23 protein-coding genes are annotated in these 24,941 nt (G+C 61.3%); 9 read left to right on the top strand and 14 right to left on the bottom strand.

The window, feature by feature from the left end; all coding sequences use genetic code 11:
* Positions 1–37 precede the first annotated feature (37 nt).
* The 4 genes from OH720_RS28120 (at position 38) to OH720_RS28105 (ending at position 3,103) form a co-directional block, all read left to right on the top strand.
* On the top strand, positions 38–313 hold the full coding sequence (locus OH720_RS28120; protein ID WP_008065984.1) for a DUF493 domain-containing protein: 276 nt from the start codon (positions 38–40) through the stop codon (positions 311–313).
* Positions 313–960: a lipoyl(octanoyl) transferase LipB gene (gene lipB, locus OH720_RS28115; protein WP_008065985.1), complete on the top strand. Its 648-nt coding sequence runs from the start codon at positions 313–315 to the stop codon at positions 958–960. The genes OH720_RS28120 and lipB overlap by 1 nt, the downstream gene beginning before the upstream one ends.
* 1 nt (position 961) lies before the next feature.
* The gene (gene lipA / locus OH720_RS28110) at positions 962–1,984 is read left to right on the top strand and encodes a lipoyl synthase (protein WP_178131831.1); all 1,023 of its coding nucleotides are present in this window, start codon (positions 962–964) and stop codon (positions 1,982–1,984) included.
* Positions 1,985–2,155: 171 nt separating this feature from the next.
* Positions 2,156–3,103: a S66 peptidase family protein gene (locus OH720_RS28105; protein WP_272603675.1), complete on the top strand. Its 948-nt coding sequence runs from the start codon at positions 2,156–2,158 to the stop codon at positions 3,101–3,103.
* 135 nt (positions 3,104–3,238) lie between these two features.
* On the opposite strand, the gene OH720_RS28100 is transcribed toward OH720_RS28105, so the two are convergent.
* The 5 genes from OH720_RS28100 to leuS all read right to left on the bottom strand — a co-directional run bounded on the left by OH720_RS28100 (position 3,239) and on the right by leuS (position 9,350).
* Positions 3,239–4,561 carry a lytic murein transglycosylase gene (locus tag OH720_RS28100; RefSeq protein WP_272603674.1) on the bottom strand — a complete coding sequence of 441 codons (1,323 nt, stop codon included), beginning with the start codon at positions 4,559–4,561 and terminating at the stop codon, positions 3,239–3,241.
* 62 nt (positions 4,562–4,623) lie between these two features.
* Positions 4,624–4,788 (bottom strand): alternative ribosome rescue factor ArfA, encoded by a 165-nt coding sequence (gene arfA / locus OH720_RS28095; RefSeq protein ID WP_272603673.1) that lies wholly within the window; start codon positions 4,786–4,788, stop codon positions 4,624–4,626.
* 185 nt (positions 4,789–4,973) lie between these two features.
* Positions 4,974–6,011, bottom strand: a complete 1,038-nt coding sequence (gene holA / locus OH720_RS28090) for a DNA polymerase III subunit delta (RefSeq protein ID WP_272603672.1) — start codon at positions 6,009–6,011, stop codon at positions 4,974–4,976.
* A gap of 39 nt (positions 6,012–6,050) precedes the next feature.
* Positions 6,051–6,656: an LPS-assembly lipoprotein LptE gene (locus tag OH720_RS28085; RefSeq protein WP_272603671.1), complete on the bottom strand. Its 606-nt coding sequence runs from the start codon at positions 6,654–6,656 to the stop codon at positions 6,051–6,053.
* 87 nt (positions 6,657–6,743) lie between these two features.
* Positions 6,744–9,350, bottom strand: a complete 2,607-nt coding sequence (leuS, locus tag OH720_RS28080; RefSeq protein WP_272603670.1) for a leucine--tRNA ligase — start codon at positions 9,348–9,350, stop codon at positions 6,744–6,746.
* A gap of 280 nt (positions 9,351–9,630) precedes the next feature.
* Here leuS and OH720_RS28075 point away from each other — a divergent pair, with 280 nt between their 5' ends.
* Positions 9,631–9,951: a hypothetical protein gene (locus OH720_RS28075; protein WP_272603669.1), complete on the top strand. Its 321-nt coding sequence runs from the start codon at positions 9,631–9,633 to the stop codon at positions 9,949–9,951.
* A gap of 105 nt (positions 9,952–10,056) precedes the next feature.
* A complete protein-coding gene (locus OH720_RS28070) occupies positions 10,057–10,818 on the top strand; it encodes a YdcF family protein (RefSeq protein WP_272603668.1) in 762 nt (253 codons plus the stop codon).
* 53 nt (positions 10,819–10,871) lie between these two features.
* Here the strand turns inward: OH720_RS28070 and lnt are convergent, their stop codons facing one another.
* From lnt to miaB, 5 genes are all read right to left on the bottom strand, one after another.
* Entirely contained in the window at positions 10,872–12,395 is a 1,524-nt protein-coding gene (gene lnt, locus OH720_RS28065) for an apolipoprotein N-acyltransferase (protein WP_272603667.1), read from the bottom strand.
* Between the two features lie 16 nt (positions 12,396–12,411).
* Entirely contained in the window at positions 12,412–13,251 is an 840-nt protein-coding gene (locus OH720_RS28060) for an HlyC/CorC family transporter (RefSeq protein WP_008066006.1), read from the bottom strand.
* A 5-nt stretch (positions 13,252–13,256) separates the two neighbouring features.
* A complete protein-coding gene (gene ybeY / locus OH720_RS28055) occupies positions 13,257–13,751 on the bottom strand; it encodes an rRNA maturation RNase YbeY (RefSeq protein ID WP_272603666.1) in 495 nt (164 codons plus the stop codon).
* Positions 13,744–14,748 carry a PhoH family protein gene (locus OH720_RS28050; RefSeq protein WP_008066010.1) on the bottom strand — a complete coding sequence of 335 codons (1,005 nt, stop codon included), beginning with the start codon at positions 14,746–14,748 and terminating at the stop codon, positions 13,744–13,746. Before OH720_RS28050 ends, ybeY begins: the two co-directional genes overlap by 8 nt.
* Before the next feature lie 227 nt (positions 14,749–14,975).
* On the bottom strand, positions 14,976–16,304 hold the full coding sequence (miaB, locus tag OH720_RS28045; RefSeq protein ID WP_032832166.1) for a tRNA (N6-isopentenyl adenosine(37)-C2)-methylthiotransferase MiaB: 1,329 nt from the start codon (positions 16,302–16,304) through the stop codon (positions 14,976–14,978).
* A gap of 133 nt (positions 16,305–16,437) precedes the next feature.
* Here miaB and OH720_RS28040 point away from each other — a divergent pair, with 133 nt between their 5' ends.
* The gene (locus tag OH720_RS28040; protein WP_008066015.1) at positions 16,438–16,767 is read left to right on the top strand and encodes a DUF1820 family protein; all 330 of its coding nucleotides are present in this window, start codon (positions 16,438–16,440) and stop codon (positions 16,765–16,767) included.
* A 76-nt stretch (positions 16,768–16,843) separates the two neighbouring features.
* Here OH720_RS28040 and OH720_RS28035 read toward each other — a convergent pair whose 3' ends face one another.
* The 4 genes from OH720_RS28035 to OH720_RS28020 form a co-directional block, all read right to left on the bottom strand.
* A complete protein-coding gene (locus tag OH720_RS28035) occupies positions 16,844–17,398 on the bottom strand; it encodes a tetratricopeptide repeat protein (RefSeq protein ID WP_180204484.1) in 555 nt (184 codons plus the stop codon).
* A 217-nt stretch (positions 17,399–17,615) separates the two neighbouring features.
* A complete protein-coding gene (gene hemL, locus OH720_RS28030; RefSeq protein ID WP_272603665.1) occupies positions 17,616–18,899 on the bottom strand; it encodes a glutamate-1-semialdehyde 2,1-aminomutase in 1,284 nt (427 codons plus the stop codon).
* 15 nt (positions 18,900–18,914) lie between these two features.
* On the bottom strand, positions 18,915–19,538 hold the full coding sequence (gene thiE, locus OH720_RS28025; RefSeq protein ID WP_272603664.1) for a thiamine phosphate synthase: 624 nt from the start codon (positions 19,536–19,538) through the stop codon (positions 18,915–18,917).
* A 31-nt stretch (positions 19,539–19,569) separates the two neighbouring features.
* Positions 19,570–20,367, bottom strand: coding sequence for a hydroxymethylpyrimidine/phosphomethylpyrimidine kinase (locus OH720_RS28020; RefSeq protein WP_008052407.1), 798 nt, complete (start codon positions 20,365–20,367; stop codon positions 19,570–19,572).
* A gap of 298 nt (positions 20,368–20,665) precedes the next feature.
* Between OH720_RS28020 and OH720_RS28015 the strand changes: the two genes are divergently transcribed.
* Together OH720_RS28015 and OH720_RS28010 are read left to right on the top strand one after the other, a co-directional pair.
* Positions 20,666–23,050: a hybrid sensor histidine kinase/response regulator gene (locus tag OH720_RS28015; RefSeq protein ID WP_272603663.1), complete on the top strand. Its 2,385-nt coding sequence runs from the start codon at positions 20,666–20,668 to the stop codon at positions 23,048–23,050.
* A 75-nt stretch (positions 23,051–23,125) separates the two neighbouring features.
* The gene (locus tag OH720_RS28010; RefSeq protein WP_272603662.1) at positions 23,126–24,775 is read left to right on the top strand and encodes an acyl-CoA dehydrogenase family protein; all 1,650 of its coding nucleotides are present in this window, start codon (positions 23,126–23,128) and stop codon (positions 24,773–24,775) included.
* Positions 24,776–24,941 lie beyond the last annotated feature (166 nt).

Below are 24,941 nucleotides of genomic sequence, written 5' to 3'. Positions count from 1 at the left end.
TCGTCGCCACGGCTTACGCTTACGAGGCCGTTACGCCATGACCGATACCGAAGTAAAGGCGCCTAAGATCGAATTCCCCAACGTTGATTACCCGGTTAAGGTGATCAGCGATACCGGTGTGGGCAACAAAGACAAGATCATCGCGATCGTGCAGAAACACGCGACGATCAACCATGACCGCGTGGATGAACGCCAGAGCACCAACGGCAAGTACACCACGATCCAGTTGCACATCGTCGCGACCGACCAGGACCAGCTGTACAACATCAACAGCGAACTGCGGGCCACCGGTTTCGTGCACATGGTGCTGTGATGTCCGGCACGTTGGGCTTTCGCGAGCTTGGCCAGATGGCTTACGAGCCTGTCTGGCACGCGATGCAGCGCTTCACCAACGAACGCGGCAGCGATGCCGCCGACGAGATCTGGCTGGTCGAGCACCCGCCGGTCTTCACCCAGGGCCAGGCCGGCAAGGCCGAGCACTTGCTGGTACCGGGGGATATCCCGGTGGTGCAGGTCGATCGCGGTGGCCAGGTGACGTATCACGGCCCCGGGCAACTGGTGGCTTACCTGTTGCTGGATGTGCGCAAGCTGGGTTTCGGCGTGCGTGACCTGGTGACTCGCATGGAGTCATGCCTGATCGAGCTGCTCGCCAGCTACGGCGTGACGGCGGCGGCCAAGCCCGATGCACCGGGTGTGTATGTCAACGGCGCGAAAATCGCCTCACTGGGTCTGCGGATCCGCCACGGTTGTTCCTTTCATGGCCTGGCCCTGAACGTGGACATGAACCTGGAACCGTTTCGACGGATTAATCCCTGCGGCTACGCCGGGCTGGCGATGACCCAGCTGAGCGATCACGCAGGATCGATTGAATTTGCCGAGGTAAGTGCCCGGCTGCGCGCGCAGCTCGTCAAACACCTCGACTATGCTGAGCAGACGACCCTCACGGGCGGAATTGACTGATATGACTACTGATGCAGTGCAAACCGTAATCCCGACGCTTGATGTCTCCGAGCGCCCGGCCCCGCGTCCCAAGGTTGAAGCCGGCGTCAAGCTGCGCGGCGCCGAGAAGGTTGCACGCATCCCGGTAAAGATCATTCCGACCACCGAGCTGCCGAAGAAGCCTGACTGGATTCGTGTGCGTATCCCGGTCTCTCCGGAAGTCGACCGTATCAAGGCGCTGCTGCGCAAACACAAGCTGCACAGCGTGTGCGAAGAAGCCTCCTGCCCGAACCTGGGCGAATGCTTCTCCGGCGGCACCGCGACCTTCATGATCATGGGTGACATCTGCACCCGTCGCTGCCCGTTCTGCGACGTTGGCCACGGCCGTCCGAAGCCACTGGACGTCAACGAGCCGGAAAGCCTGGCCATCGCCATCGCCGACCTGCGCTTGAAGTACGTGGTGATCACCTCGGTAGACCGCGACGACCTGCGTGACGGCGGTGCCCAGCACTTTGCCGACTGCATCCGTGAAATCCGCAAGCTGTCGCCGAACGTGCAGCTCGAAACCCTGGTCCCGGACTACCGTGGCCGCATGGACATCGCCCTGGAAATCACCGCCGCCGAGCCACCGGATGTATTCAACCACAACCTGGAAACCGTGCCGCGCCTGTACAAGGCTGCACGCCCGGGTTCGGACTACCAGTGGTCGCTGACCCTGCTGCAACGCTTCAAGCAGATGATGCCGCACATACCAACCAAGTCCGGCTTGATGCTGGGCCTGGGTGAGACGGATGAGGAAGTCATCGAAGTCATGAAGCGCATGCGCGAGCACGACATCGACATGCTGACCCTGGGCCAGTACCTGCAACCGTCGCGCAGCCACTTGCCGGTGCAGCGCTTCGTGCACCCGGACACCTTCGCCTGGTTCGCCGAGGAAGGTTACAAGATGGGCTTCAAGAACGTTGCTTCCGGCCCGCTGGTACGCTCTTCCTACCACGCCGACGAGCAGGCCAAGCTGGTCAAGGCCGAGTTGATGTCGTCCTGATTCGGCTATGAAAAAACAGCCCGCAATGTTCAATCGGCCTTGCGGGCTTTTTTTGCCTTTCCCACAGACACATCAGTCTTTTCCTGCGACTGCTCAATGCTTGATCCACTTCTGTTTGTCTGCGTTCCTGACTAATGTGTGTTTGATGCTTTCACGCAGGGAGATCCATGGATGAACGCAAGACCTGACCCGACGCTCCTTCCTCACACGCCTGTTCCGGCCTTGCCGATGCAGGGGCTGATCGCGGTTATCGCGCCTGCGGGTCCGGCCGCGCTGGACACCAAGAAAGCCATCGCCTGGATGCGTGCTCGTGGGTATTCGCTGCGGATATTCCCCGGGGTGTTCGAGAAGGACGGCTATCTGGCCGGCAGCGACGAGGTGCGGCTCAATGACCTGCACGCCGCGTTCACCGACCCTGAGGTCGATGCCATCATTTGCCTGCGCGGCGGATACGGTACACCGCGGCTGCTTGATCGCATCGATTTCCCGCTGCTGCGCCAGAACGCCAAGCCATTCATCGGCTATAGCGACATCACTGCGTTGCACTTGGCGATCAGCCGCTATGCGGGTTTTGTGACCTTCCATGGCCCGTTGCTCAATGCCGATCTGCTGGGGGAGCGGCTGGCACCGACCGAGTCCTCGTTCTTCAACATGCTCAGAGGGCAGTGCAGGGCCGGTATGGTGCTTGCCCACCCGGTTGATCGCCCCTTGACCACGATCGTGCCGGGTGTGGCTCATGGGCGCCTCCTGGGCGGCAACCTGTCGATGATCGCCGCGACCCTGGGCACGCCTTATGAGATTGATGCCGCGGGTATCATCCTTTTCATCGAAGACATCAACGAGCCGCTGTATCGCATCGACCGCCTGCTGACCCATCTGCGCCTGGCGGGCGTATTGCACAAGCTTCGTGGGGTTCTGGTGGGTGATATAGCGGGGGTGGAGGCCCAGGCCCTGGACCGATTGCTCAAGCAGACCCTGGAGCCCTTGTGCATCCCGGTACTGTCCGGGTGGCGCAGCGGCCACTGCAACCCGAACCTGACGCTGCCGATGGGCGCGTTGGTGAAGCTGGATGCGGGGAGCCAGCAACTGTTTCTGGAGCAGAATGTCGTAAGGCGCTAGAAAACCCTCGCCCTTGTAGGAGCCAGCGGTGCGGCGATCCGACTTGCCGGCGAACCAGGCGCCGCGGTGTATCTGACACACCGTGTAATCGTTCTTCGCGGGCAAGCCTCGCTCCTACAAGGTACGGGGAAGCGTTTAGCGGTTACGCAACCCTTCCAGCAGCTTGTGCGTCGGATAACCATCCGCCGGCCAGCCAAACGACTGCTGGGCGCTGCGGATCGCTTTGCGCGTATTGGCACCGATGATCCCGTCGGCAGCGCCCGCGTCGTAGTTCTGCGCACTCAGCAGGTTTTGCAGTTCAATCCGCTCGGAGCGGCTCAGGGGCAGATCATCCTTGGGCCATGTGCCGCTGATCAACCCTGCGCCATTGAAGCGCTCGGACAGCAGGCTCACCGCCAGGGCGTAGGACGACGAGTTGTTGTACTTGAGAATCGCGCGGAAGTTGTCGAGCACCAGGAAGGCCGGGCCGCGATAGCCTGCCGGCAATAGCAGCGCCGCGGACAATTGCTCGGAGCCAGCCGGGAACTGGCCGCCGTTGGGCAGCGCCACGCCCAGTTGCCGCCATTCTGCGACGCTCTTGCGAATCGAGCCATCGGCGAGGACGTAGTCGAAGTTGCCCGGCAACTGCACTTCGAAGCCCCACGGCTGGCCTTTTTGCCAGCCGGAGCTTTGCAGGTAGTGGGCGGTCGACGCCAGGGCATCGGTGGCGCTACCCCAGATATCGCGGCGTCCGTCGCCATCGAAATCCACGGCGTGGGTGTTGTAGGTGGTCGGGATGAACTGGGTCTGGCCCATGGCGCCCGCCCAGGAACCGAGCATTTTGTCGGGTTCGATATCGCCTTGCTGGAGGATTTGCAGGGCGGCGATCAATTGCGCATGAGCGAAGCCCGGGCGGCGGCCTTCGTAGGCCAGGGTTGCCAGTGAGTTGATCACCGACTTGCTGCCCTGGAACTGGCCGAAGTTGCTTTCCATGCCCCACACCGCGACCAGCGCCTGGCGGTCGACGCCGTAGCGCTGTTCGATGCTTTGCAGGATGCCGGCGTACTGGTCGACCAAAGCCTGGCCCTTGCGAACGCGCAGCGGCGAAAGGGCACCATCGAGGTATTCCCACACCGGTTTTGCGAATTCCGGTTGGCTGCGGTCGGCGCGGATCACGGCCGGGTCGAAGCTGACATTGGCGAAGGCGCGGTCGAACAGGTCGGCACGGATACCGGCGGCCAGGGCGTCCTTGCGAAAGCCCGCCTGCCATTCGGCGAAGGTCTGGGTTGGCTGGATGTCGAGGTTTTCGCCGCTCGGAACCACGGGCGCAATGACCGCGGGGGCGGTGGCGACAGGAAGTGTCTGAATCGGCTGGGCGTCGGCGGCGGTGGGTTTTTCCGCGCAGGCGACGAGCAAAATGAGGCTGGAGGCAGCAATCAATTGGCGAAATTGCCAACGACGGGAAAGACAAAAGGGCATGCACGGGTCCAGGGAAAACGAATCAGGTACAGACCTTAACATGTTGAGCGGATGCTTGCCTTTCAGGCCGCCAGAAAGTAAGAAGCCTCCCAGTTGTCAGACTGGAAGGCTTCGCGGCGGTAGCTGCCTTTGCCCTTGCCGGCGCGTTCCTGACGGCTGCGGAACAATGGCTGGGCGACGATGGATTTGGCCTTGTTGGGGCCATGTTTAGCTGGCTTTTTGCTCATGATGGGCTCTCGCAGGTGAGTGGTTTTTGCGGGGCAAATCATCGGCCAGAGTTGGGGTTCTGTCCATAGGGCAAATGCAGTTTGATTTTGTAGGAAGCAGGATCAAAAGATCGCAGCCTGCGGCAGCTCCTACGAAGGATTGCGTACCCCCTGTAGGAGCTGCCGCAGGCTGCGATCTTTTGCTCTTATTCGGCAGGCAAGGACAATCTCTGCCCAGCCATCAACAGCGTCAGGCGACTCAAGCTCATCCACGGCGAGCCCGCCGCCTGGCCCTTGATCTGCGCGTCGATGCGCTGGGCTTCGAGCAATAATTGCGCCCAGCGTTGCGCCGAATAGCGTTGCAGGGCCTTGCTCATCAGCGGTTTTCGCTTGTCCCAAACCGGGGGTCTGGCCTGGCTGAAGGCCTTGTCCAGTGGCGTACCCTGGCTGTACTGCAACGAAATATTGGCCAGCAGGCGCAGTTCCCGGGCCAGGGCCCAAAGAATCACCGGGGGCTCGACACCCTCACCGCGAAGCCCTTCGAGCATGCGCAGTGCATGGGCGGCTTCGCCATTGAGAATGGCGTCGGTCAAGCCGAAAACGTCGAAGCGCGCACTGTCGGCCACCGAAGCCTGCACGGTCTCGATGGTGATCTGGCCGCCTTCGGCCATCAGCTTGAGTTTTTCGATTTCCTGGGCGGCGGCCAGCAAGTTGCCCTCGACCCGGGCGGCGATCAGCTCGACGGCGTCCTGGCTGGCGGATAGCCCGGCCTGGGACAGGCGTTGACGGATCCAGCTGGGCAACTGGTTGGCATCCACCGGCCAGATCTGCACGAATTGGGTCTGTTGGCCTTCGACCAGCGCCTTGCCCCACTTGGTTTTCTGCGCGCTGCCATCGAGCTTCGGCAGGCTGATCAACAGCACGGTGTCTTCGGCCGGTCGCGAGCAGTACTCAATGAGTGCGGCGGCACCTTTATCGCCGGGCTTGCCCGAAGGCAGGCGCAGTTCCAGCAGGCGTTTTTCGGCGAACAGCGACATGCTGGCGCCGGCTTGCAGCAAGGTACCCCAGTCGAAACTGGCATCGGCGGCGAACACCTGGCGTTCGTCGAAGCCTTGTTGGCGGGCGGCTGCGCGGATGGCGTCGGCAGCTTCCTGGCAGAGCAAGGGGTCATCGCCACTGATGACGTAGACCGGCGCGAGGACGCCTTGCAGGTGTTTGGCGAGTTGGGCGGGAGCGAGCTTCATAGGAGAGGGCAAACGGGGCGCCAGAGCGCCCCGTAAGTCTTACTGCTGAGGCAGGTCGATTGGCGACTGACGCGGCGTGTTCGCCTCAGCCTTCTGCGCCGCTTCCAGCGCCGCGGCTTCCGCCTTGGCCTTGGCTTCGGCAGTCTGCTGCAACTGGTCCAGCTGGGCCGGGGTGAATTGCTGCAGGCGCAACATCATGCGTTGAACCAGCTCGCGATGCATTTCCTTGCGGGCATCGCTTGCTTCCTGGTCGGAACCTACCAGGTTGTTGCCGTCATGGATGAACACCTTACGCACTTCAAGCTTGTCATCCAGCAGGGGCAGGTTGCCCTGGCCGCGAATGTCATAGTTGAGCACCGTGCTCAGTTGATATTCGCCCGTACGACCGGCGCCAGCGTAACTGAGGATGCGCTGGGATTCCTGCTGGTTGGTCAGGATGAGTTTGTAAGGGGCGCCGTTGTAGACCTTGACGCCGCTGCTTACCAGCGCCTGGCGCAGTTGCGTCACGGTATCGCCGTAAGCGTCGCGGGCGCTCAGGTCGAGCTCCTTGAGCGCCAGGTCGGTGGTGCCGGTGCCACGCAGCTGGAAGCCGCAGGCGCTCAACAGGACCGCGAGGCCTATCACCAGCAAGTTGCGTTTGATCATTGTGTTGCTCCCCTTGAAACCATGTGGGCCAATCAAGCGGCCCGAAAGGTTTGTTAGGCGCCCGGCAGGGCCAGGCGCCTGATCCAATTAGCTGGCGACGATGTTGACCAGTTTTCCGGGCACCACGATCACTTTGCGAATGGTCAGACCATCGACGAAACGCAGCACGTTCTCGTTGGCCCGTGCGGCGGCTTCGACTTCTTCGCGAGTGGCACTGGCTGGCATTTCGATCTGGCCGCGCAGCTTGCCGTTGACCTGGATGACCAGCGTCAGGCTGTCCTGCACCAGCGCACTCTCGTCGAGCACTGGCCAGACGGCATCGATCACCGGATCGGCGTGACCCAGGCGATGCCACAGCTCGTGGCAGATGTGCGGCGTGATCGGTGCCAGCAGCAGGGTCACGGTTTCCAGGCCTTCCTGAACCAGTGCACGATCCTGTTCGCTGCCTTGCGCGGCTTTTTCCAGCACGTTCATCAGCGTCATCACCTGGGCGATGGCGGTGTTGAATTTGTGGTTCTGGCCGACATCGTGGCTGGCCTGCTTGATAGCCTGGTGGATCGAACGGCGGATGACTTTCTGCTCGTCATTGAGGCTGGCGACGTCCAGTTTGCCCGGCAGGCCCTGGGTGACGTGGGCTTGAGCAAGACGCCAGACGCGCTTGAGGAAACGGTGCGAACCTTCTACACCGGAGTCGGACCATTCCGCGCTCATGTCAGGTGGCGAGGCGAACATCATGAACAGGCGGCAGGTGTCTGCGCCGAACTGGTCGATCATCGACTGTGGGTCGACGCCGTTGTTCTTCGACTTGGCCATCTTCTCGGTGCCACCGATTTCCACCGGCAGGCCGTCTGCGATCAGCTTGGCGCTGATGACCTTGGCCTTGCTGTCGCGTTCGAGTTCGACGTCCGCCGGGTTGAACCAGGTGTAGGCGCCGTTGGCTTCGCGACGGTAGTAGGTTTCGGCGATCACCATGCCCTGGGTCAGCAGGTTCTTGAACGGCTCGTTGGAGCTGACCAGGCCTTCGTCGCGCATCAGCTTGTGGAAGAAGCGCGCGTAAAGCAGGTGCAGGATCGCGTGTTCGATGCCGCCGATGTACTGATCCACCGGCAACCAGTGGTCGGCCGCGGATTTTTCCACCAGGCCACCCTCGAAGTGCGGCGAGGCGTAGCGGGCGTAGTACCACGAGGACTCGACGAAGGTGTCCATGGTGTCGGTTTCACGCTTGGCAGGCTGGCCGCATTTCGGGCAGCTGCATTCGTAGAACTCGGGCATGCGCGCCAGTGGCGAGCCGGCACCATCGGGTACGACGTCTTCCGGCAGTACGACGGGCAATTGATCTTCCGGTACCGGCACGTCACCGCAAGTGCCGCAGTGGATGATCGGAATCGGGCAGCCCCAGTAGCGCTGACGGCTGATGCCCCAGTCGCGCAGGCGGAACTGGGTGCGCGAGGCACCGAGTTCTTTCTTGATCAGCGCGACTTCGATGGCGTCGAAGGCGCCGGCGAAGTCGAGGCCGTCGAACTCGCCGGAATTGATCAGCGTGCCGTATTCGCCGTAGGCGTCTTGCCATGGTGCCGGGTTGGTGTCACCAGAACTGGTGCGCACCACGGATTTAACGGGCAGGTTGTACTTGTGGGCGAACTCGAAGTCGCGTTCGTCGTGTGCCGGAACTGCCATCACCGCGCCGTCGCCGTAGTGCATCAGCACGTAGTTGGCGACCCATACCGGCAGTTTTTCGCCGGTCAACGGGTGCTCGACGAACAGGCCGGTTGGCAGGCCTTTTTTCTCTTGAGTGGCGACGTCTGCTTCAGCGACGCTGCCGCCCTTGCATTCAGCGATGAACGCTTGCAGCTCAGGGTTGTTCTTGGCAGCGAGGGCAGCCAGGTGGTGTTCGGCGGCCACGGCAACGTAGGTTGCGCCCATCAGGGTGTCCGGACGGGTGGTGAATACTTTCAGGGTGCCGGTTTCGCCGATGGAATCGACGTTGTACGGGAACTGCACTTCCATGCCGCGGGATTTGCCGATCCAGTTGCGCTGCATGGTCTTGACCTGCTCAGGCCAGCCAGTCAGTTCGTCGAGGCTTTCCAGCAACTCATCCGCGTAGGCGGTGATCTTGAAGTAGTACATCGGGATTTCGCGCTTTTCGATCAGCGCGCCGGAACGCCAGCCGCGGCCGTCGATCACTTGCTCGTTGGCCAGGACGGTCTGGTCGACCGGGTCCCAGTTCACGGTGCCGCTTTTCTTGTAGATCACACCTTTTTCGAACAGGCGAGTGAACAGCCATTGTTCCCAGCGGTAGTAATCGGGTTTGCAGGTGGTCACTTCGCGTGACCAGTCCACCGCGAGGCCCAGGCTGCGCAGCTGGGATTTCATGTAGGCGATGTTTTCGTAGGTCCACTTGGCGGGTGCTACGTTGTTCTTCATCGCGGCGTTTTCCGCCGGCATGCCGAAGGCGTCCCAACCCATGGGTTGCAGGACGTTCTTGCCGAGCATGCGCTGGTAGCGGGAGATCACGTCGCCGATGGTGTAGTTGCGCACGTGCCCCATGTGTAGCTTGCCGCTGGGGTAAGGGAACATCGACAGGCAGTAGTAGGTCTCCTTGCCTGGCTGTTCACTGACTTCAAAGGACTTTTGCTCGTCCCAGAATGACTGGGCGGCGGCTTCGATTTCACGGGGCTGATATTGTTCGTGCATGGCTACTTTTGAACTGAATAGGGGTGGCCTAATCCTCTTCAATGCGACGCTGGACGGTGAACACGCCGATTCGGCGTTTCGGTGTCCAGACGAGCTGGAAGTGGAGTTACAGGAAGCGCCGTAGCATACATGACCGCACTCTATCGAGGGAAACCCTGATTGCTGCCGCGCGTCTTGCGAAAACCGCTGCGAGGGCCGTTGGTCGCGGCGTCCAGCCGGTTTGTCGATGGAAGCTAAGCTCTAACTGGGGAGTAGGTCTTATCTTCCAATGAGGTGAGGGATGGTTGAGTCACGGCAAAAAGCTACAAAACCGGAGTTGTACGAAAGACTGATCGATCGTTTGGGCATGGCCCTTGATGCAGCCAAAACAGCTGGTCGGCTGCGCGATGAACGCCCTTTGGAACTGGAGTTGCGTGGCCTGAGCCCCGCAGAGTTTGCACTGGTCAAGGCGTACCTCGATCGCAGTGAGCGTGAGACGCAGGGATGCTTGTCTGAAGCAGTGAAGCAACTCGACGCACCACGTTCGGCCAAGATCATCTGGCTCAAGGACAAAATACCTGGCAGAGACGCGGTAAAGGTCCGGTCCCTGCAGTGCAAATAAGGCATAGAGCCATGCTCCACGGTTTTTTGAAGCATAGTCCTTCCGTATTTATTGTCGCATTGCGTCAACCCACTTAGGCTTCGGGCATCTTTAAGGAGATGCCCGATGCCTTTCCGTTATTTCGTGAAACACCTTCTGATGCCACCCGGCGTCCTTATCCTTTTGCTGGTGCTCGCCTGGTGGTGGCGCCGCTCAAGGCCCCGACTTGCCAGTTGCTGTTTTGCCCTGGGTGTGGGTGGTTTCTGGTTGATGAGCCTGCCGGTCACGGTGCAGTGGGGCGCCAAGCTACTTGAGCGTGAGGCGCCCTTGGCTCGCGACGAATGGGCAACGTTGGCCCAGCGCGCCGATGCGATCGTGGTGTTGGGGGCCGGGCGCGAGCGGGGTGACCTGGCCTGGGGCAGTGATCAACCCACCGGGGTGGCGCTGGAGCGCGAGCGCTATGCCGCTCGCCTGGCAAAGGCCTCGGGCTTGCCGATTCTGACCAGTGGCGGTTTGCATTACGGCACGCCGCCAACCGAGGCCAAATTGATGGCTGACTCATTGCGCGAGGATTTCGGCGTGGCGGTGCGTTGGCAGGAAGGGCAAAGCCGCACCACCTGGGAGAACGCAACATTCAGCGCCGAGGTCTTGTTGCCCGAAGGCATCAAGCGCGTGGTGGTGGTGACCCAGGCCTGGCACATGCCGCGAGCGGTCTGGAGCTTTCAGAAGGCCGGTTTTGAAGTGGTGCCGGCGCCGGTGGGGTTCTTGAGCGCGGACAACGCCGAACCGCTGGGCGGCTGGATGCCGGAGTTCAAGGCGATCTGGCGTAGCGGGCAGTTGCTGAATGAGGCGGCGGGGCAGATCGGGTATTCGCTTTTCTACCGCTGAAGATCAAAAGATCGCAGCCTACCGCAGGCTGCGATTTTTTGCAGGCTTCGCGTTTAAACGGTCTTGGCCATCCGGCTGGCAATCAATGCCCAGCCAAACAACAGCACGCACACAATGATCAACGGCCATGAACGCCATTGCAGGTACGGTGTGAGGTTGTGCATCGGCACCACTTCGCCGTACAGGATGCCGCGTTCGAATTGAGGGATCTGCGTGGTGATCTGGCCGAACGGGTTGATCAGGCCGGTCACACCATTGTTGGTGGCGCGGATCATCCAGCGGCCGGCCTCAAGGGCGCGCATCTGCGCCATCTGCAAGTGCTGCAGCGGGCCGATGGACGTGCCGAACCAGGTGTCGTTGCTGATGGTCAGCAGCAGGTCGCTTTGGGCGGCAAGACCGGCGGCGAACTCCGGATACACCACTTCGTAGCAGATGAACGGTGCGATCTGGTAGCCCTTGGCTTGCAACATCGCCTGGTCGGAAGGGCCGCGGGCAAAGTCCGACATGGGCAGGTCGAAAAACGCGATCAGGCCACGCAGCACATCCTGCAGCGGCACGTACTCGCCAAACGGCACCAGCTTCTGCTTGAGGTAGGTGCCATCACCTTCGCCGACCACGGTAATGCCGTTGTAGAAACGTCTCTCGTGGTGGACCATTTCGCGGATCGGCACGCCGGTAATCATGGCTGAATCCCGATCGGCGGCGAATTTCCCCATCATGTCCAGGTAACCCTGGGCAGACTCCTTGAGCACCGGAACCGCGGTTTCCGGCCAGATCAGCAAGTCGACCCGTTTCGAACTGAAGCTCATGTCGCGGTACAGCTCCAATTGCGCGTTGAGCTGCGCCGGGTCCCACTTCATGCTTTGTTCGATGTTGCCTTGGATCGCCGCGACGCTCAGCGGCGCACCGGAGGGGCTGGTCCAGGCGTGTTGCTTGAGGGCGATGCCGGCCACCCACGGGCCTGCCAGCAGCACGACGCCCACGGCGATGAAGCCTTTGCGCCCCGTGCGCACCAGGCGCATGGCGTTGTAGATCAATGCGGCCGTCAGGGCCAGGGTGAAGGAAATCAGCCACATCCCGCCGACAGGAGCGAGACCGGCCAGCGGGCCATCAAGCTGGCTGTAGCCGGAGTAGAGCCATGGGAAACCGGTGAGGAACCAGCCGCGAAACGCTTCCTGGCCGACCCACAACGCCGCAAATGCCAGGGTGTCCGCCAGCGGTGCCTCGTTGCGCCGCAGCCAGCGCGCCCAGATCCAGGCGGGCAGGGCGAAGAACCAGGCAATCGCCGCTGTGAAGATCAGCATCAGGAAGCCGGCCAGCAGCACCGACGCGCCACCGAAATGATGGATGCTGTAGTAAATCCAGCTGGTGCCGGCGCCAAACAGGCCGAAGCCGAAACACCAGCCACGCCCCAGGGCCTGGCGTGGAGTCAGTTCGCGCAAACCGGCATAGAAAAGCCCGACTGCCAGCAGTGCCAGTGGCCAGATATCGAAAGGCGCCAGGGCCAGGGTGGTGATTGCACCGGCCGCCACGGCCAGCAGGTTACCGGGCCAGCCGGGGCGGGTTGTCCAGCGCATTTCAATCCTTAGGTTTTTACCGGGCGATAGGCGTCAGTCGCAGCAAATGAATTCGCCGACTGTCGGCGTTCAGGATGCGAAAGCGATAGGTGCCGATTTCAGTGATTTCGTTGCGTTTTGGCAAGTGCCCGAACGCGCTCATCACCAGGCCGCCCACGGTGTCGAACTCGTCATCGGAAAATTCGCTGTCGAAGAACTCGTTGAAGTTCTCGATCGGCGTCAGGGCCTTGATCAGGAAGTCGCCGCTGGGCAGTGGCTTGATGTAGCTGTCTTCTTCGACGTCGTGCTCGTCTTCGATGTCGCCGACGATCTGCTCCAGGACGTCTTCGATGGTCACCAGGCCGGCCACGCCGCCGTACTCGTCAATGACGATGGCCATGTGGTTGTGGTTGGCGCGGAACTCACGCAACAACACGTTCAGGCGCTTGGACTCCGGCACGAAGGTGGCCGGGCGCAGCAGGTCCTTGATGTTGAAACTGTCGCCGTTCTCCCGAAGGATCAACGGCAGCAAGTCCTTGGCCAGCAACACGCCCATCACGTCATCGTGGCTTTCGCCGATCACCGGGTAGCGGGAGTGGGCCGAATCGACCACGGCAGGCAGGAACTCGCGAGGTGTCTGGGTCGCCTTGATGCTGATCATCTGCGAACGCGGGACCATGATGTCCCGTACTTGCAGGTCGGCAACCTGGATAGCGCCTTCGACGATGGCCAGCGCTTCGCTGTCCAGCAGTTTGTTCTGGTGTGCATCGCGCAGCAGCTCCAGCAGCTCCTGGCGGTTCTTCGGCTCGTGGGCAAAAGCCTGGGTGAGCTTACCCAGCCAAGACTTCTGCCCGTTGCTCGATCGATCTTCGCTCATAGCGATTACTCTGAATCCTTTGTCGTTTCGGTAGGGGGGACTTCGATTTCGTCGTCCGCGTACGGATCGGGATAGCCCAGTTCAGCAAGCAACGTTCGTTCCAGTGCTTCCATCTCTTCGGCTTCGTCATCATCTATATGGTCGTAACCCAGCAGATGCAAGCAGCCGTGAATCACCAGATGCGCCCAATGGGCCTTGAGCTCCTTGCCCTGCTCGGCGGCTTCACGCTCGACCACCGCCACGCAGATCACCAGATCGCCCAACAACGGGATGTCGAGAAACTCGTCTGGCACATCGGCGGGAAACGACAAGACGTTGGTGGCGTAGTCCTTTTGCCGCCAGGTGTCATTCAGTTCGCGGCCCTCGGCTTCGTCGACCAGGCGAATGGTCATCTCGGAGTCGGCGGTGCGCTGGCGCAGGGCCAGTTCGCACCATTGGCGGAACTCGGCTTCGCTGGGGGCAGGCGCTTGGGTGGCGATTTGCAGATCAAGCTCAAGCATCGCGTCGGCTATCCTTTGGCGCTTCATCGGCGGCACGATTTTCGAAGCGCTCGTAGGCCTCGACAATGCGCTGCACCAGCGGGTGGCGCACGACGTCCTTGGGCATGAAGTGGGTAAAGCTGATTCCCGGAACATCTTTGAGCACTTCAATCACGTGGTGCAGCCCGGATTTGGTGCCTTTAGGCAGGTCGACCTGGGTGATGTCACCGGTGATGACGGCCGTGGAGCCGAAGCCGATCCGGGTCAGGAACATTTTCATCTGTTCGACCGTGGTGTTCTGGCTTTCGTCGAGGATGATGAAGCTGTTGTTCAACGTGCGGCCGCGCATGTAGGCCAATGGCGCCACTTCGATCACCTGGCGCTCGATCAGCTTGGCGACGTGTTCGAAACCGAGCATTTCGTAGAGCGCGTCATAGAGCGGGCGCAAATACGGGTCGATTTTCTGTGACAGGTCACCGGGCAGGAAGCCGAGTTTTTCACCGGCTTCGACCGCCGGACGCACCAGCAGGATGCGGCGGATCTGTTCGCGTTCCAGGGCGTCCACTGCGCAGGCGACGGCCAGGTAGGTCTTGCCGGTACCGGCCGGGCCGATGCCGAAGTTGATGTCGTTGCCGAGGATTTCCTTCACGTAGCGCACCTGATTCAAGCCACGAGGGCGAATCATGCCTTTCTTGGTGCGCAGGGCGACTGAGGCGTCGGCGGGCGAGTGGTTGTCCAGCTCTTCGACGGCCGATTCCTGCAGGAACAGGTGAACCATGTCCGGCGACAGCTCGGTACCCTTGGTTTCCCGGTACAGGCGGCGCAGGAGGTTTTCCGCGGAGGTGGTGTGTTTACGCTCGCCGATCAGTTCGAACTGGTTTCCGCGGTTGCGGATCTCGATGGTCAGGCGCTGCTCGATCAGGCGCAGGTGTTCGTCGAACTGCCCGCACAGATTAGCGAAGCGGCGAGCCTCAAAAGGCTCGAGGATGAAACGATGTGGTTCGATGGGTGCGTTCAAGGTCGTATTTAGCCGCCCTGGGGCAATAGTGATGATTCAAGGATAGCGCCAGTGGCGCGGGTGCGAAAGCTCTTAAATGGATAAGCCCATTCTCGAGAACAATGCAATTCACTGTGGGAGCTGGCTTGCCAGCGATAGCGGTTCAACAGGTGACATATTTGTCGGGGTTGATGGCCTCATCGCTGGCAAGCCAGCTCCCACAGGGTCCTCAATGTTTCCGAAATTTGTTATTGGATCAACGAGCCCCGCAGCGAATGCGGCTGCGCTGCGTCAATGTGCACGTCGGCGAACTGGCCGATCAGGGTTGGATTGTCGCAGCGGAAGTTGACGATACGGTTATTCTCGGTCCGACCTTGCAGCTCGCCAGGGTCCTTCTTGGAATAATCGGTTACAAGAATCCGCTGAATCGAACCGACCATTTGTCGGCTGATTTCGAAGCCCTGCTGGTTCAGGCGATGTTGCAGGGCGTTCAGGCGCTCTTTTTTCAGCTCTTCCGGAGTTTCATCGGCCAGGTCGGCGGCCGGTGTGCCCGGGCGCTGGCTGTAGACGAACGAATAGGAGAAGTCGAAACCGACGTCCTGGATCAGCTTCATGGTCTGTTCGAAGTCTTTCTCCGTCTCGCCGGGGAAACCGACGATGAAGTCCGAACTGATGCAGATGCCCGGTACGGCAGCGCGCAGTTTGCGCAGTTTGGATTTGTACTCCAGCGCCGTATGGTTGCGTTTCATCGCCGCGAGGATGCGGTCCGAACCCGATTGCACCGGCAGGTGCAGGTGTTTCACCAGCTCCGGCACTTCGGCGTGGGCCTGGATCAGGCTGTCGGAGAATTCCAGCGGGTGCGAGGTGGTGTAGCGGATGCGGTCGATGCCATCGACCGCCGCGACCACGCGGATCAGTTCGGCCAGATCCGCCAGTCGACCGTCGTGGGTCGTACCGCGATAGCCATTGACGTTCTGCCCCAGCAGCGTCACTTCGCGCACGCCGTGTTCGGCCAGGTGAATGATTTCGGCAATCACGTCGTCGAACGGGCGGCTGACTTCTTCACCGCGGGTATAGGGCACCACGCAGAACGTGCAGTACTTGCTGCAACCTTCCATCACGGACACGTAGGCGCTCGGACCATCGATACGCGGCTCGGGCAAGTGGTCGAATTTTTCGATTTCGGGGAACGAGACGTCGACTTGCGGCAGCTTGCTGATGCGCGCGGCGTCGATCATTTCCGGCAGGCGGTGCAAGGTCTGCGGGCCGAATACCACATCGACATAGGGGGCTCGGTCGCGAATGGCGGCGCCTTCCTGGCTGGCCACGCAACCGCCGACGGCGATCACCATGTCCGGGTTGGCCAGTTTCAGTTCGCGCCAGCGGCCCAGCTGGGAATAGACACGGTCCTGGGCGCGCTCGCGGATCGAGCAGGTGTTGAGCAGGATCACGTCGGCGTCTTCAGCGCGCGCCGTGACTTCCAGGGCCTGGTGTTCGCCCAGCAGATCGACCATGCGCGAGCTGTCGTACTCGTTCATCTGGCAACCGTGGGTTTCGATGTAAAGCTTCTTGGCCATGGACAGAGTCATCACGTGATTCAAAGAACCGCGCATTATAGGGAACATGCAGTCAGGTTCCTACCGCTGCGCGTCCGGCGGCTATGCTATAGTTCGCGCCCTCATTTTTATCCCCCGATGTGTTTCGCCTGCCATGACCAAACGTGAAGCTCCAATCTACAAGGTGATTTTCCTCAATCAGGGCCAGGTGTTCGAAATGTACGCCAAGCAGATCTATCAGAGCGATCTGTGGGGCTTCCTGGAAGTGGAAGAGTTCGTCTTCGGCGAGCGCACACAGGTAGTCGTAGACCCGAGCGAAGAGAAGCTCAAGGCCCAGTTCGAAGGGGTCGTGCGCAGTTTCGTGCCAATGCATTCGATCGTGCGCATCGACGAGGTCGAGCGCCTGGGCACCCCGAAAATCAGCGAAGCCCGCGGCACGGTTGGCAATGTGATGCCGTTTCCGGTGCCGATGCCTGAGAAGTAAGTTTCAGAACCGAGTCGACTTCTTCGCTGTAGGAGCGAGGCTTGCCCGCGAAGGCGCCCGAAAGGGCAATGCAAACCTAGGGCAGTGGCGCGAACGGCGTCCGCCCATCGGCGCTCTGCAATTCCATCAGGTATTTACGAAAAATTTGCCCCAGCACCTGGGTGGCGACTTCCAGTTCCTGGCGGGGCATTTTCTCGGCGACTTCGTCGGCGGTGTCCAGCGCTTCTTCCGCACCGTTGACCGCCGCCATTTTCAGCACGATATACGCCTGGATATTATTGGCCGGTACGCCTTCGCCGTGAAAGAACATGGTGCCGAGTTTGAATTGGGCCTGGGCGTGGCCTTGCAGTGAGGCCTTTTCGAAGTAGTTCAGGGCTTTGTTGAGGTCGCGTGGCGCGTTATTGCCGTCGTAATAGAACTCACCCAACTCGTATTGCGCCTGGGCATCCCCTTCATCCGACGCTTTCTGGCAGGCAGCCAGTGCCTGGGCCAGGTCTTGCGGCTGGGTATTGAGGGTGCAGCGACCCATCGCTGGGATTAACAACGAGTTACCGCCTGCTTGTGCGAGCGCGAGCAGGGGCTGAAGGAGCAACAGGCAGCCCAGTGAAAGGGCGCGGCCGGTGCGGTTCATGGGAATCGACTTACCTCTGAGGGGCGCGCGGACCCATCGAGGGGATCCAATAAGCGCGCATTATGAAATAAGCAGGGCCAACCTTACAAAGTCTTTACTCGTTTTTCTGCTGCGCGGGAAATATATCGCCCGCTTAACGGGGATTATTAGCAGATGAGCAGGAAAAAGGGCAGGAGAGAAGGCTGACGCCGGCAATGCCAGCGTCAGCGCTACGGCGTTACTTCAGTGCTGCAAATGCGCGCTCGGCGGCATCCAGGGTCAGTTTCAGCTCGGCTTCGCCGTGGGCGATCGAGGTGAAACCGGCTTCGAAAGCGCTTGGCGCCAGGTAGACGCCACCTTCGAGCATCAGGTGGAAGAAGCGGCCGAACAGGGCTGCGTCACTGGCCATCACGTCATCGAAGGTCACGATGTCGTCGGCGCCGCTGAAGTACAGGCCGAACATGCCACCGGCCTGGGTGGTCACGAACGGAATGCCTGCCGCATCGGCACGCACTTGCAGGCCGTCGAGCAGGCGAGTGGTGTAGTCGGTCAGCTCGGCGTGGAAGCCCGGACGGCTGATCAGGCGCAAGGTGGTCAGGCCCGCCGCCATCGCCAGCGGGTTACCCGACAATGTACCGGCCTGGTATACCGGACCCAGCGGGGCGATGCGCGACATGATTTCGCGCTTGCCGCCGAAGCAACCCACCGGCATGCCGCCGCCGATGATTTTGCCGAAGGTGGTCAGGTCCGGTGTCACGCCGTAGTGAGCCTGGGCGCCGCCGAGGGCAACACGGAAACCGGTCATCACTTCGTCGAAAATCAGCACCACGCCATGCTTGTCGCACAGGGTCCGCAGGCCTTCGAGGAACCCAGGGGCCGGCGGCACGCAGTTCATGTTGCCGGCGACCGGTTCGACGATGATGCACGCCACGTCCTGGCCGACTTCGGCAAGCATGGCCTCGACCGCATCAATGTCGTTGAACGGCAGGGTCAGCGTGTGTTTGGCGAACGCCGCGGGCACACCCGCCGAACTCGGCACGCCTTGGGTCAGGGCGCCGGAGCCGGCCTTGACCAGCAGGCTGTCGGAGTGGCCGTGGTAGCAGCCTTCGAACTTGATGATGCTGTCGCGACCGGTGAAGCCACGGGCCAGGCGAATAGCGCTCATGGTCGCTTCGGTGCCGGAGCTGACCATGCGCACCATTTCCATCGACGGCACCAGCGAGCAGACCAGATCTGCCATCTGGGTTTCCATCTCGGTCGGCGCGCCGTAGGACAAGCCGTGTTCAAGCTGCTTGCGCACCGCGTCCAGCACGTCCGGGTGGCTGTGGCCGAGGATCATCGGACCCCAGGAACCGACGTAGTCCACATAGCGCTTGTCGTCTTCGTCGGTGACGTAGGCGCCTTCGGCGTGCTTGAAGAACAACGGCGTGCCGCCAACGCTCTTGAACGCACGGACCGGCGAGTTCACGCCACCGGGGATGTGTTTCTGGGCATTGGCAAACAGGGTTTCGGAACGAGACATGATCGGGCTCTCAAATCAGATTTTCAGTAATTCGTTAAAGGCGCGGGCGCGGCGGGTCACTTCAGCCGTGCTCTCGGCGCCAAACAGGCCATGCACCACGGCGAGCAGATCGACCCCGTGGGTCACCAGCGGGGCGGCGTTGTCGAGGGTGATGCCGCCGATCGCGCAGATCGGCAGGTGCAATTTGCTGCGAGCCTGGTCGAGCAGGTCGAGACTGCAAGTCGGGGCGCCGGGCTTGGTGTTTGAATTGAAGAAACGGCCGAACGCGACATAGCTGGCGCCTTCTTTGGCGGCCTGCTCGGCGAGTTCGAGTTGCGCGTGACAGGTCGAACCGATGATCGCCTTGGAGCCGAGCAACGCACGGGCTGGAGTGAGCGGCCCGTCGGTCTGCCCCAGGTGTACGCCAACGTTCAGGCGTGCAGCCAGTTCGGCATCGTCATTGATGATCAACCGGGTCTTGTAGCGTTCGCACAGATCGCGCAGGGCCTCGGCCTCACGCAAACGACGGGCTTCATCGCTGCTCTTGTCGCGGTATTGCAGCAGGGTGACGCCGCCTTCCAGCGCCGCCTCCACGTACGAAAGAAATTTACCGGCCAGCAACTGGCTGTCGGTGATGGCGTACAGGCCACGTAGTTTCATCAAGCAAGCCTCACCCAGTGCTAGTAGATAGTTACGAACAGAAGTCCAGTGGCAGGCGGCGTGGCACGAACTGGCCTTTGCCCAACTGCTCCGCATCGCGCAGGGTGCGCCACGTGTAGTTAAGTGCAGTCTGTACGGCGCTGGCGAGGTTTTCACCTTGGGCCAGACGGCCGGCAAGCGCACTGGCCAGGGTGCAGCCAGAGCCGTGATAGCTGCCGGGCAGGCGTTGGCAGGTGTAGGTTTCGCGCAAGCCGTCGCGGCTGTACAGGCGGTTGTGGATTTCGGTTTCGTCGCCATGGCCGCCGGTGATCAGCAGGTGTTTGACGAACGGCAGGAGTTTTTCAGCGCACTCGTCCGCGGTGCCTTCAGGCAGTTCGGCGAGGATACGGGCTTCGGGAAGGTTGGGGGTGGCGATGATCGAGAGCGGCAGCAGGCGTTCGCGCATGGCGTAGCCGACTTCGTCCTTGCCCAGGCGACCGCCACCGCCGGCGCGCAGCACCGGGTCGCAGACCACCGGCAAGTGCGGGTGCGCCGAAAGCAGCTCGACCACGGTGTCGACCATTTCCAGGGAGCCGAGCATGCCGAGCTTGACCGCCGCGACTTCGGAATCGTTGAGCACGGCATTGGCCTGGGCCAGCACCCACTCACGGTCGAGCACGCGAAAATCAGTGACATTGACGGTGTCTTGCACGGTCAGGGCGGTGACGGCCGGAGCCGCATGGCAACCCTGAGCGAGCAAGGCTTCGATATCTGCCTGCAAGCCGGCGCCACCACTTGGGTCGTGGCCGGAGAGACAGAGGACAACGGGGCGAGAGCTGTAGATATTCATGGTGCGCGAGCTTACCACCAAACATCTTTTTTCGAAGCCCGCTGCGCGACAGGCAAAAGATCGACCGAAGGCGGTGATCTTTTGCTCTTTTTCCTCAGGCAAACAGCTCTAACTCAGTAATTACCGCTGGAACGCCCGTTCTAGAGCCTTTTCCGCAAAAATTTTGGTAGTGCTCTTTAGCCATCAACGGCTATGCTAGAGTGGATCCAAACCAATAACAGGTATCACCGGTTTTACGTCTGCTCAAAAGGAATGGGGGGCTTCCTGACAGGACCGGACAGGCCACGCTGGGGCATAGATGCGCTATTTGCTGATGTTTATGTTGTGTTTGCCCCTCTTGGCGAACGCCGTTGAGTTCAATGAACTCACCCAAAGCCTTCCCCTCGGGCGAAACCTGCAGGTGTTCGAAGACGTGGGCGGTCAGGCGACTGTCGCGGATATTCGTGCGCAGGCGGCGGCCGGCAACTTCAAGGCGCATGATAAAGCCACCCTCAACGCCGGTTATTCGCGCTCGGTGTTCTGGCTGAAAATCGATCTGCATTACCTCCCCTCAAACCCGGCTGCGCAACAGACCTGGCTGCTGGAGTTGGCTTACCCACCGCTTGATCACCTGGATCTGTACCTGCCTGATGCGAGCGGCAACTATCAATTGGCCAGGCAAACCGGCGACGCCCTGCCATTTGCCAGTCGCGAAATCCGCCAGAACAACTACCTGTTCACGCTGAATTTTACCCCTGGCCAAGAGCAAACCCTGTACCTGCGCCTGCAAAGCCAGGGGTCGATCCAGGCGCCGGTTACGTTGTGGTCCAGTACGGCGTATCTCGAAGACCAGCCGGTGCGCCTCTATGTCCTGGGGCTGATCTACGGTGTATTGCTGGGGATGCTGGTCTACAACCTGTTCATCTACCTCAGCGTGCGCGATACCAGCTATCTCTACTACATCTTCTACATCGCCTCGTTCGGCTTGTATCAGTTGTCGGTGAACGGCGCCGCCGTGCAGTACTTCTGGCCGGACAATCCCTGGTGGGCCAACGCCTCGACGCCTTTTTTCATCGGTTGTGCCGGATTGTTCGGTAGCCAGTTCGCCCGCAGCTTCCTGCAGACCGCCACCCTCAGCCGCTGGATGGATCGTTTGCTGCTGGCGTTGGTGGCATTCAGCGCGCTGGTGGTCGGGTTGTCGCTGATGACCAGCTATGCCCTGGCCTTGCGCCTGGCCACGACCCTGGCACTGACCTTCACGGTGGTGATCTTTGCCGCGGGGATTTTTGCCTGGCTGCGCGGGTTGCGGGTCGCGCGCTATTTCATCATTGCCTGGTCGGCGTTTCTGCTCGGCGGCATCATCAATACGTTGATGGTGCTGGGTTACCTGCCGAATGTGTTCCTGACCATGTACTCCAGCCAGATTGGCTCGGCCATCGAAGTGGCGCTGCTGTCCATGGCCCTGGCCGATCGCATCAACGCCATGCGCGAACAGCAGGCGCAAACCCTGCTCGACGCGGGACAAAAGCTTGAGGCGCTCAACCAGCAACTGGCACACAGCAACAAGCTCAAGGACGAATTCCTCGCCACCCTGACCCACGAATTGCGCACGCCAATGAATGGCGTGATCGGTTCGCTGGAGCTGATGCAGACCGTCGAGATGGACCCTGAGCTGGAGCAATATCAGCAAACGGCCGCGGGATCGGCGCGGGACATGATGCGCATGGTCAATGGCATTCTCACCCTGACCGAGTTGCAGGCAGGCAAGCTCACGGCTTCCCCGGCCACCTTCAGCTTGCGCACTGTGGTGGAGGCATTGCGCGCCCAGTTCTACGGCAATGCCTCGAGCAAGTCGCTGGACTTCAAGGTCGACGTGGCGCCGGGTGTGCCGGATCGCCTGCACGGCGACAGTGCCAAGTTGGCGCAATGCCTGGAGTGCCTGCTGGATAACGCCATCAAGTTCACCCGGGTCGGCGGGCTGGCGCTGCGGGTCACGGGGAAAACAGTCAATGCCGAGCGAATGGCGTTGTCCTTTGCGGTGATCGACACCGGTATCGGCTTCACCGACCTTGGGGAGGCGACGATGTATCAGCGCTTCTTCCAGCTCGATGGTTCGATGACGCGCGAGTACGGCGGCCTGGGCGTCGGCCTGGCCATCTGCCGGCAACTGGTGGAGCTGCTCGGCGGACGCCTGACACACCGCTCCGAGCCTGGGCGCGGCAGCCGCTTCCAGCTTGACGTCGAGTTTGACATTGCGACACCGCAGCGACCTGCCGCGCCGCTCGCACCGCGGCAATTGTCACCACAGCGCCAGCCTCAGGATTGCAGCGTATTGCTGGTGGATGACAACAACGTCAATCAGTTGGTGATGCGTGGCATGTTGCTCAAGCTCGGCTTCCGCGTGCGCACGGCCGACAGCGGCCCGGCCGCGCTCGAATTTCTGCAGCGCGAAACCTTCGATGCGGTGCTGGTCGATGGTCAGTTGCAGGTCCTGGACGGTGTTTCCCTGTGCTGCCAGATCCGGGCGTTGCCCGGTTGTGCGCAAGTGCCAGTGTTCATGATCGCCCTGGGTACTGACCTGGAACGCTGCCCGAGCGGCGCGATGATTGACCATTTGAGCAAGCCGGTGAAATTCGAGGAATTGCAGGTCGCGCTCTATCGTCGAGTGCTCTGTTCCGAGCAGGGCGAAAGCGCCGACAGTTAGGCAGATATGACACTTTGATCGGCCAGGGGGCGGTGCTTAACTGAAAGTCCCTTGGCTGAGCAAAGGAGCCCTGTCATGAACCTGCATCAGTTCGCCGAAACCCACGAAGTCACCAACCAGCCGCCTTCGCTGGACGGCGCCAACCTGTATCGCATCGACTTGCCGCTGCAGGAGTGGGCGCGGCGTTTCGGGGCCGGTTGGGCCGAATCGCGGATCGACGCGTACGGCGCTCTCGCCGGCGGACCACTGATGGCGGCGGGGTTCCTGGCCAATCAGAACAAGCCGGTGTTCAGCAGCCATGACCGCTATGGGCATCGCATCGACCTGGTGGAATTTCACCCGGCCTATCATGAGCTGATGCGCGCGGCGATCGAGCATGGCCTGACCTCGTTGCCCTGGACGCACCCGCAGTCCGGCGCGCATGTCGCCCGGGCCGCCATGACCTACCTGCATAGCCAGGCCGAAGCCGGCAGCGGTTGCCCGTTGACCATGACCTTCGCCAGCGTCCCGGCAATGCGCCTGCAACCGGACCTGGCGGATCAATGGCTGCCGAAGATCCTGTCCACCGAGTATGACCCGCGCAATGTCGGCATGGCCCACAAGGCCGGCGTCACGATCGGCATGGCCATGACCGAGAAGCAGGGTGGCACCGATGTCCGCGCCAACACCACCAAGGCTTATCCGGTGGGCGCCAGCGGCCCTGGCCAGGCGTACGAACTGGTGGGGCACAAGTGGTTCTGTTCGGCGCCCATGTGCGATGCCTTCCTGACACTGGCACAGACGGACAAGGGGCTGACCTGTTTCCTGCTGCCGCGGCATCGTCCGGACGACACGCGCAACCAGTTCTACATCCAGCGCCTGAAAAACAAACTCGGCAACTGTTCCAACGCCTCCAGCGAAGTGGAGTTTCGCGGTGCCCTGGCGTGGATGGTCGGTGAGGAAGGGCGCGGCGTGCCGACGATCATCGAGATGGTCGCCATGACCCGTTTCGATTGCATGGTCGGCTCCAGTTCGTTGATGCGCCAGGCACTGACCCAGGCCAGCCATCACTGTGCCCACCGCCAGGTTGGCGGCAAGTTGCTCAGCGAACAGCCCCTGATGCAGAACGTGCTGGCGGACCTGGCGCTGGAAAGCGAAGCCGCCCTGGCCTTGAGCCTGCGCATGGGCCGGGCGCTCGATCATCTGGACGACTCGCAGGAGGCCAAGTTCGCCCGGCTGGTGACGGCGGTGGGCAAATACTGGATCTGCAAACGCGCGCCGGCCATGATCAACGAAGCCGCCGAATGCATGGGCGGAGCGGGGTACGTGGAAGACAGCATCCTGCCGCGCCTTTACCGCGAGGCACCGGTGAACTCGACTTGGGAAGGCTCCGGTAACGTGCAATGCCTCGACGTGCTGCGCGCCCTGTCCAAGGAACCGGGTGTGCTCGATGCGCTGTTCAGCGAACTGGGTGATGGTCATGGCGACAAACGCCTGGCCGCGCACATCAAGCAATTGCAGGCAGCCTTCAAGGATACCGACGACATTCAATACCGTGCCCGGCAGTTGACCGAAGACATCGCCCTTGGGTTACAGGCGAAGCTGTTGCTGGAGGCGGGGAATGTGGCGGTGAGTGACGGGTTTATCGCCAGTCGGCTGAGTGGTGGCGGTCGGGTGTACGGTGCGTTGCCGCGAGGGGTGGATGTGGAGGCGATAGTGGCGCGATCCACACCCCAAGGATTCTGAATGACACCGTCCCCTGTGGGAGCGAGCCTGCTCGCGAAAGCGGTCTGTCAGCCACATCGATATTGGATGTGCCATCGCCTTCGCGAGCAGGCTCGCTCCCACAGTGGAGATGCGGTGCATCTTGCATTTGTGTCACCACTGTTCCCGTGAAGCGACGATACAGGCA

Origin of the sequence: Pseudomonas sp. WJP1 (assembly GCF_028471945.1) — a bacterium.
Classification (GTDB): domain Bacteria; phylum Pseudomonadota; class Gammaproteobacteria; order Pseudomonadales; family Pseudomonadaceae; genus Aquipseudomonas.
This window is presented reverse-complemented; position numbering and strand designations above follow the sequence as displayed.

What these genes read in the sequence shown, in the direction of transcription:
- OH720_RS28035 (WP_180204484.1), bottom strand. Translation starts at nt 17,398, where the DNA reads ATGAACCGCACCGGCCGCGCCCTTTCACTGGGCTGCCTGTTGCTCCTT.
- OH720_RS28010 (WP_272603662.1), top strand. Translation starts at nt 23,126, where the DNA reads ATGAACCTGCATCAGTTCGCCGAAACCCACGAAGTCACCAACCAGCCG.
- OH720_RS28100 (WP_272603674.1), bottom strand. Translation starts at nt 4,561, where the DNA reads ATGCCCTTTTGTCTTTCCCGTCGTTGGCAATTTCGCCAATTGATTGCT.
- arfA (WP_272603673.1), bottom strand. Translation starts at nt 4,788, where the DNA reads ATGAGCAAAAAGCCAGCTAAACATGGCCCCAACAAGGCCAAATCCATC.
- OH720_RS28040 (WP_008066015.1), top strand. Translation starts at nt 16,438, where the DNA reads ATGACCAAACGTGAAGCTCCAATCTACAAGGTGATTTTCCTCAATCAG.
- OH720_RS28120 (WP_008065984.1), top strand. Translation starts at nt 38, where the DNA reads ATGACCGATACCGAAGTAAAGGCGCCTAAGATCGAATTCCCCAACGTT.
- OH720_RS28070 (WP_272603668.1), top strand. Translation starts at nt 10,057, where the DNA reads ATGCCTTTCCGTTATTTCGTGAAACACCTTCTGATGCCACCCGGCGTC.
- thiE (WP_272603664.1), bottom strand. Translation starts at nt 19,538, where the DNA reads ATGAAACTACGTGGCCTGTACGCCATCACCGACAGCCAGTTGCTGGCC.
- ybeY (WP_272603666.1), bottom strand. Translation starts at nt 13,751, where the DNA reads ATGCTTGAGCTTGATCTGCAAATCGCCACCCAAGCGCCTGCCCCCAGC.
- OH720_RS28075 (WP_272603669.1), top strand. Translation starts at nt 9,631, where the DNA reads ATGGTTGAGTCACGGCAAAAAGCTACAAAACCGGAGTTGTACGAAAGA.
- lipA (WP_178131831.1), top strand. Translation starts at nt 962, where the DNA reads ATGACTACTGATGCAGTGCAAACCGTAATCCCGACGCTTGATGTCTCC.
- miaB (WP_032832166.1), bottom strand. Translation starts at nt 16,304, where the DNA reads ATGGCCAAGAAGCTTTACATCGAAACCCACGGTTGCCAGATGAACGAG.
- OH720_RS28020 (WP_008052407.1), bottom strand. Translation starts at nt 20,367, where the DNA reads ATGAATATCTACAGCTCTCGCCCCGTTGTCCTCTGTCTCTCCGGCCAC.
- leuS (WP_272603670.1), bottom strand. Translation starts at nt 9,350, where the DNA reads ATGCACGAACAATATCAGCCCCGTGAAATCGAAGCCGCCGCCCAGTCA.
- lipB (WP_008065985.1), top strand. Translation starts at nt 313, where the DNA reads ATGTCCGGCACGTTGGGCTTTCGCGAGCTTGGCCAGATGGCTTACGAG.
- OH720_RS28015 (WP_272603663.1), top strand. Translation starts at nt 20,666, where the DNA reads ATGCGCTATTTGCTGATGTTTATGTTGTGTTTGCCCCTCTTGGCGAAC.
- holA (WP_272603672.1), bottom strand. Translation starts at nt 6,011, where the DNA reads ATGAAGCTCGCTCCCGCCCAACTCGCCAAACACCTGCAAGGCGTCCTC.
- lnt (WP_272603667.1), bottom strand. Translation starts at nt 12,395, where the DNA reads ATGCGCTGGACAACCCGCCCCGGCTGGCCCGGTAACCTGCTGGCCGTG.
- OH720_RS28085 (WP_272603671.1), bottom strand. Translation starts at nt 6,656, where the DNA reads ATGATCAAACGCAACTTGCTGGTGATAGGCCTCGCGGTCCTGTTGAGC.
- OH720_RS28105 (WP_272603675.1), top strand. Translation starts at nt 2,156, where the DNA reads ATGAACGCAAGACCTGACCCGACGCTCCTTCCTCACACGCCTGTTCCG.
- OH720_RS28060 (WP_008066006.1), bottom strand. Translation starts at nt 13,251, where the DNA reads ATGAGCGAAGATCGATCGAGCAACGGGCAGAAGTCTTGGCTGGGTAAG.
- hemL (WP_272603665.1), bottom strand. Translation starts at nt 18,899, where the DNA reads ATGTCTCGTTCCGAAACCCTGTTTGCCAATGCCCAGAAACACATCCCC.